Annotated in this window: 3 protein-coding genes and 1 pseudogene; all 4 read right to left on the bottom strand. The window is 40.5% G+C overall.

Annotation, left to right across the window (positions count from 1 at the left end; translation table 11 throughout):
• On the bottom strand, positions 1-2359 hold a 2359-nt coding region (locus ABYD77_RS17260; RefSeq protein ID WP_372771330.1), incomplete at its 3' end, for a FimV/HubP family polar landmark protein.
• Positions 2360-2748: 389 nt separating this feature from the next.
• Positions 2749-3765 carry an aspartate-semialdehyde dehydrogenase gene (locus ABYD77_RS17255; protein ID WP_372771329.1) on the bottom strand — a complete coding sequence of 339 codons (1017 nt, stop codon included), beginning with the start codon at positions 3763-3765 and terminating at the stop codon, positions 2749-2751.
• 1 nt (position 3766) lies between these two features.
• Entirely contained in the window at positions 3767-4894 is a 1128-nt protein-coding gene (locus ABYD77_RS17250; protein WP_372771328.1) for a 4-phosphoerythronate dehydrogenase, read from the bottom strand.
• Between the two features lie 114 nt (positions 4895-5008).
• Positions 5009-5563: pseudogene (locus ABYD77_RS17245) on the bottom strand (beta-ketoacyl-ACP synthase I); the annotation flags it as partial.

Genomic DNA, 5563 nt, shown 5'->3' with positions numbered 1-5563 from the left:
TATCTGACTCAAGTGCATGCTCTTTTTCGTCAGTAGCTAATTCGCTTTCTGCTAAATCATTTTCTAGTCCTGTATCTTCAAGCGCTGAATCTAGTAAAACATCTTCATCAAGAGAATCACTAACTTCATTAGACTCTTCAACATCAACAGCTTCATCGAGTAATGCATCGATATCATCTACTGCATTTTCTGGCTCAAGGTCATTTTGTTCTATTTCAGCTGTTGCTAACTCGCTTTCAGGCAATTCTGTTTCTAGGTCTGTATCTTCAAGCGCTGTATTTAGTAAAACATCTTCATCAAGAAAATCACTAACATCATTTACTTCTTCATCAACTGTAGCTTCATCAAGTAATGCATCAATGTCATCTACTGCAGTTTCTGGTTCAAGCTCGTCTTGCTCTAAGTCAGCACTTGCTAACTCGCTTTCAGGCAAGTCTGTATCTTCGAGTACTGAATCTAGTAAATCATCTTCATCAAGAGAAGCATTAACTTCATTTACTTCTTCAACATCTGCAGCGTCATCAAGCAATGCATCGATGTCATCTTTTGCATCAACTGACTCAATCTCGTCAGAAGCGTCTTGTGTATTTTCGCTTTCATTTATATCGATTGATTCTTCAAGATCTTGCTCAGATGTATCGGTATTTGCAAACGCTTCAGCAGCAGCCTGTTGCGCTGCTAATCGCTCAGCATCAGAATTAGCCTCTTCGAGTAATGCATCTAGGTCGGTTAAATCTAAATCATCAGCTTCGACCTCATCGATCATGGCATCGATATCATCCATATCAAGTTGAATTTCAGGTTCTTTGTCTTCCGACTCAAGTTCGTCACTTAAACTATCACCTGAATCAAGTTCATCATTGCTAAGTTCATCCATAATTGCATCAACATCAGCAACGTCTGATTCAACCTGGTTAGATGGTTCAAATTCTTCTGGAATATCAAGTTCAATTTCACTATCGCTAGTAAGTATGTCATCAACAGCAATGTCATCACTTTCATCATTATCTATTGGTGAATCAAAATCTTGTGCAAGGATCGCATCAATATCGTCTGCGTTTAATAATCCGTCATCCGTAGGTTCCGAATTCAGATCAGGAACTAAATCATCAGAACCCTCTTCATCTAAGGCATCACCTAATAATCCATCTAGCTCATCTTGATCCAACAATGAATTAGAACTTTCAAGAGCAGGTTCTTCACCTTCATAAAGCAAATCATCAGGCTCGTCGAGAGCGTCATCTAGACTATCGTCAAGCGCAACAATGTCGTCTTCAAGTGAATCATCAAAGCTCTGTCCCAAAACATCATCAAATGGGTCGTCAAGACCAGCACTTAGTTCATCCTCCAACGGCTTATCTAATTCATCGGCAAGCACATCATCTAAACCATCTGATATGTCGCTGGCTAAATCATCATTAACAATTGGGTCTGGCACTTTCGGGGGTGATGTATCGAAAATAGGTTCTTCCGAAGCAGCTTTTCCAACGCGCGATTTAAACCAGTAAATTGCACCACCTACAATTAAAAAGCCTGGTATCAAGGCAAGGACAATGAGTAACAAGGGATTATTCGTCAAATCTTGAAAACTGAAAGATTCTTCTTCAGCTTTAGCTTTAGCCTCTTGTGCCGCAAGGATGCGATGCTGCTCCGCAAGCAATGCTTTTAATTCATCAAGGGTTTGCCTGTCACTATCAAGCTGACCACGAATAAGTTCTAGTTCAGTTGATAAACTTGAAACTTGCTTTTTAAGATTTTCATTTTCAGTGAGGATCGCTTCAACGTTATTTACAGACGACTTAAATTCGTCTTTAAGCTGCTCTAATTTTTCTGTTTGCGCTTGTTTTGCTTGCTTAATTTCTTCACTTAATTCTTTTTTAGCTACAATAACATCTTGTTTTTTAGCTTGTTCAGCTTGTTTGGCAACAACGTCTATCTCAGCTTGCGTCATCTCACCCTTAACTTTTTTATCCCAAAGCTTATCATCAAGCTCTGAACGCTCTTGGGCAAAGCCAGCATTAATACTCCTAATTTCACGCATTGATGGCATGCGCAAATATGAGCCAGTACGTAAGTGGTTTATGTTGTTATCTAAAAAGGAATTTGGATTTTTCTGGTAAATGGCCTGCATTACCTGGTAAATGGTAACTGAGTCATCAGGTCTTAGTTTGGTTGCAATTCGCCAAAGGGTATCTGTATCGCGCACAGGTCCATAACGTTTATCTTGCTCGCCAACATCAACATTTTTGGGCCCACGGATCCGAGTATTTTCAGCATTAAGATCAAACGAAATGCTTGAAGCGCCAAGTAGCACTACCGAAAGAAGAAAAATCGCTTTTGAAGAAAAGAAGCTGCGCATGGGTTTCCTTTAATATTAACTCTGAAAGCTCATTTGTTCGAAATAAACGGGGATCGAACACTAAACTTATGCAAAGTTTGCACCAATTTTATTATTATCTTGGCTATTTCAACCTAAAATGGTGCGACTCTTTTTATAATTTTCAGCATAAAACTATAAACCAGAAAACACCGAATATCCATTAATTAGGCAGTGGCAAAGTAATTGGCAGGAAAACATTATCTCATTGATGATAATGCAGCTTTAAGCTAAAACTCAATTAGTTAGGGTCTGTTTATCTTTCACGTTAGCTTTTGCAGCAAAGAACAGCAAACCCTAGGAATTATGCCAAAAAAACTTAAACGTCTGTTTATTTGGCATCAAAGAAATGTAATTTTATATCTCTGCGTTTATAGGTATTGCTCGATTAACAACTCAGCAATTTGTACGCTATTAGTTGCAGCACCTTTACGCGTATTGTCTGAAACAACCCACAAATTTAAACCATGTGGGTGGCTAATATCTTGGCGAACACGGCCAACATAAACCGCATCATTGCCGCTCGCATCAGACACAGGTGTTGGATAATCCTGCTCATCTTCAATGTATTCCACACCAGCAGCTTCGTTAAGCAACTGTTTTACGTGCTCTACATCAACAGGCATGCGCGTTTCTAGGTGAATCGCTTCTGCATGACCATAAAATACTGGCACACGCACTGCCGTTGGATTAACCATTACACTGCTATCTCCCAAGATTTTTTGGGTTTCCCACACCATTTTCATTTCTTCGCGGGTATAGCCGTTATCTTCAAAACTATCAATTTGTGGGATTACGTTGAACGCAATTTGCTTTGGAAACACATCGTTTTCAAGTGGGCGCGCATTCATTAAGTTAGCTGTTTGCTTTGCTAATTCATCAACCGCTTTTTTACCACCACCTGAAACAGATTGGTAAGTACATACGTTAATACGATCAATACCATACGCGTCATAAATTGGTTTTAATGCCACCACCATTTGAATAGTAGAACAATTCGGGTTAGCAATTATATTGCGGTTTCTAAAATCGCTTAGTGCCTCTGGATTCACTTCAGGAACCACTAATGGCACATCGTAGTCATTACGGAAGTGTGATGTATTATCAATAACCACACAACCCGCCTCTGCGGCAATTGGTGCATACTTTTCTGAAACGCTGCCACCCGCTGAAAATAGTGCAATGTGGGCATTGGCGAAATCAAAGGTTTCCACATCAATCACTTCAATGTCTTCACCTGCAAATTTAATATCTTCGCCTGCACTGCGTTCAGACGCTAATAAATACAAGGTATCAATAGGAAATTTACGCTCTTCTAGCGTTTCAATAATTTGACGGCCAACAAGGCCTGTTGCACCTAAAACGGCAACATTGAATTTTTGTGACATGTTATTCCTCAATCACATTAAAGCCGAGCTGGCTTAAACGTTTTGCATTTGCAGATGAACTGCATTTTACCGTTAAAGTGCTAAATTCGCGACGCCCTGGGTAGTTTTTTCGTAAACTATCGAACCCTTCACGGTTTAGTCCTTGTTTTAATAGGCCGTAATCACGGCGTGCGTCATAAACGCTGTGTACTAATTGGCACAGGTTTGCTTCACTAAAAGTATCGCCTAAACTCACCTCAGTAAGTTCTGGCTCTGGCAGAAAATCAGCCATTTTATGTGTCGCTGGTTTGCCTAATTGCTGACAAACCGCTTGATAAAGCATATCTGTACCGCCCGCTTTGCCTTCTAAACTGTGGCCAGCAATATGTACCGAGCCAATACGCGTATAAGGTAGTAAAGCTTGTTCAATATTTGGCTCGCTTTCCCATACATCTAACACCAGTGATAAACCAGCACCTGCTTGCATAAACTCAAGCAATGCTTGATTATCAATGACGTCACCACGACACGAATTGACCACAATTGCATTGGATTTCAAGTTAGGCAAGTTGTGCTTATTTAATAAATGCTTTGTTTGAAACTGGCCTTCTTTCACTAAAGGCACATGAAAACTTAAAATATCAGCATCGCTAATAATAGTGTCTAATGACACACCATCTTCTAGTTCGCCAGACGCTTGCTTTGGTGGGTCGCACAGTAATACGTTGCAGCCTAACGCTGCTAATTTTTTCGAAAGCCGACTGCCAATATTACCAACACCAATAATGCCAACGGTTTTGTCTTGTAAGCTAAAGCCATCTTCTTGAGCAAGCGCAAGCAAGCTTGATATTACATACTCAGCCACAGCCGTTGCATTGCAACCTGGTGCGCTTGAAAATGCGATGCCTTTTTGTGTTAACAATGCCTGGTCAACGTGATCAGTGCCAATTGTTGCAGTGCCAACAAATTTCAATTTATTTGCATGAGTGAGTAGATTTTCATTCACATTGGTAATCGAGCGAACCAATAAAATATCAGTATCAACAAGTTGCTGAGGGCTTAACTCTCGGCCAGCAAAACGAGTTATTTCACCAAACTCAGAAAAGAATTCTTCGACCAGTGGCATATTTTGGTCAGCGAGAATGCGCATAGTTGTCCTATTTAGGCAAAGCAGATGCGCTATTTTAACGGCAATAAAAAAGCCACTCAATCAATTAAGTGGCTTTTCTTTCAATCAATTAGATTTGCGTTTTAAAAAGGCTAATTAGCCTTTGTATTTTTGCATTACTAGCGTTGCGTTTGTACCGCCAAAACCAAAGCTGTTTGACATTACAGTGTTGATTTCTAAGTCACGCTTTTCAGTCACAATATCAAGGCCCTCAGCTTGCTCATCTAACTCATCGATGTTGATAGATGGCGCTACAAAGTTGTTTTGTAACATTAAGATTGAGTAAATTGCTTCGTGAACACCCGCAGCACCAAGTGCGTGGCCTGTCATTGCTTTTGTTGCACTGATCGCAGGTGATTTACCGCCAAATACTTCTTGGATTGCACCAAGTTCTTTAACATCACCTACTGGAGTTGATGTGCCGTGCGTGTTTAGGTAATCAATATCACCTTCAACAGTTGCAAGTGCTTGTTGCATACAACGAACAGCACCCTCACCCGAAGGTGCAACCATGTCGTAACCATCAGATGTTGCGCCGTAACCTACAATCTCACCGTAAATTTTCGCGCCACGCGCTAATGCGTGCTCTAACTCTTCAACAACAACGATACCGCCACCGCCAGAGATAACAAAACCATCGCGGTTTGCATC

Origin of the sequence: Pseudoalteromonas sp., from assembly GCF_041629635.1 — a bacterium.
GTDB lineage: Bacteria > Pseudomonadota > Gammaproteobacteria > Enterobacterales > Alteromonadaceae > Pseudoalteromonas.
The sequence above is the reverse complement of the archived record's forward strand: the minus strand, read 5'-3'. Positions and strand labels throughout refer to the sequence as shown.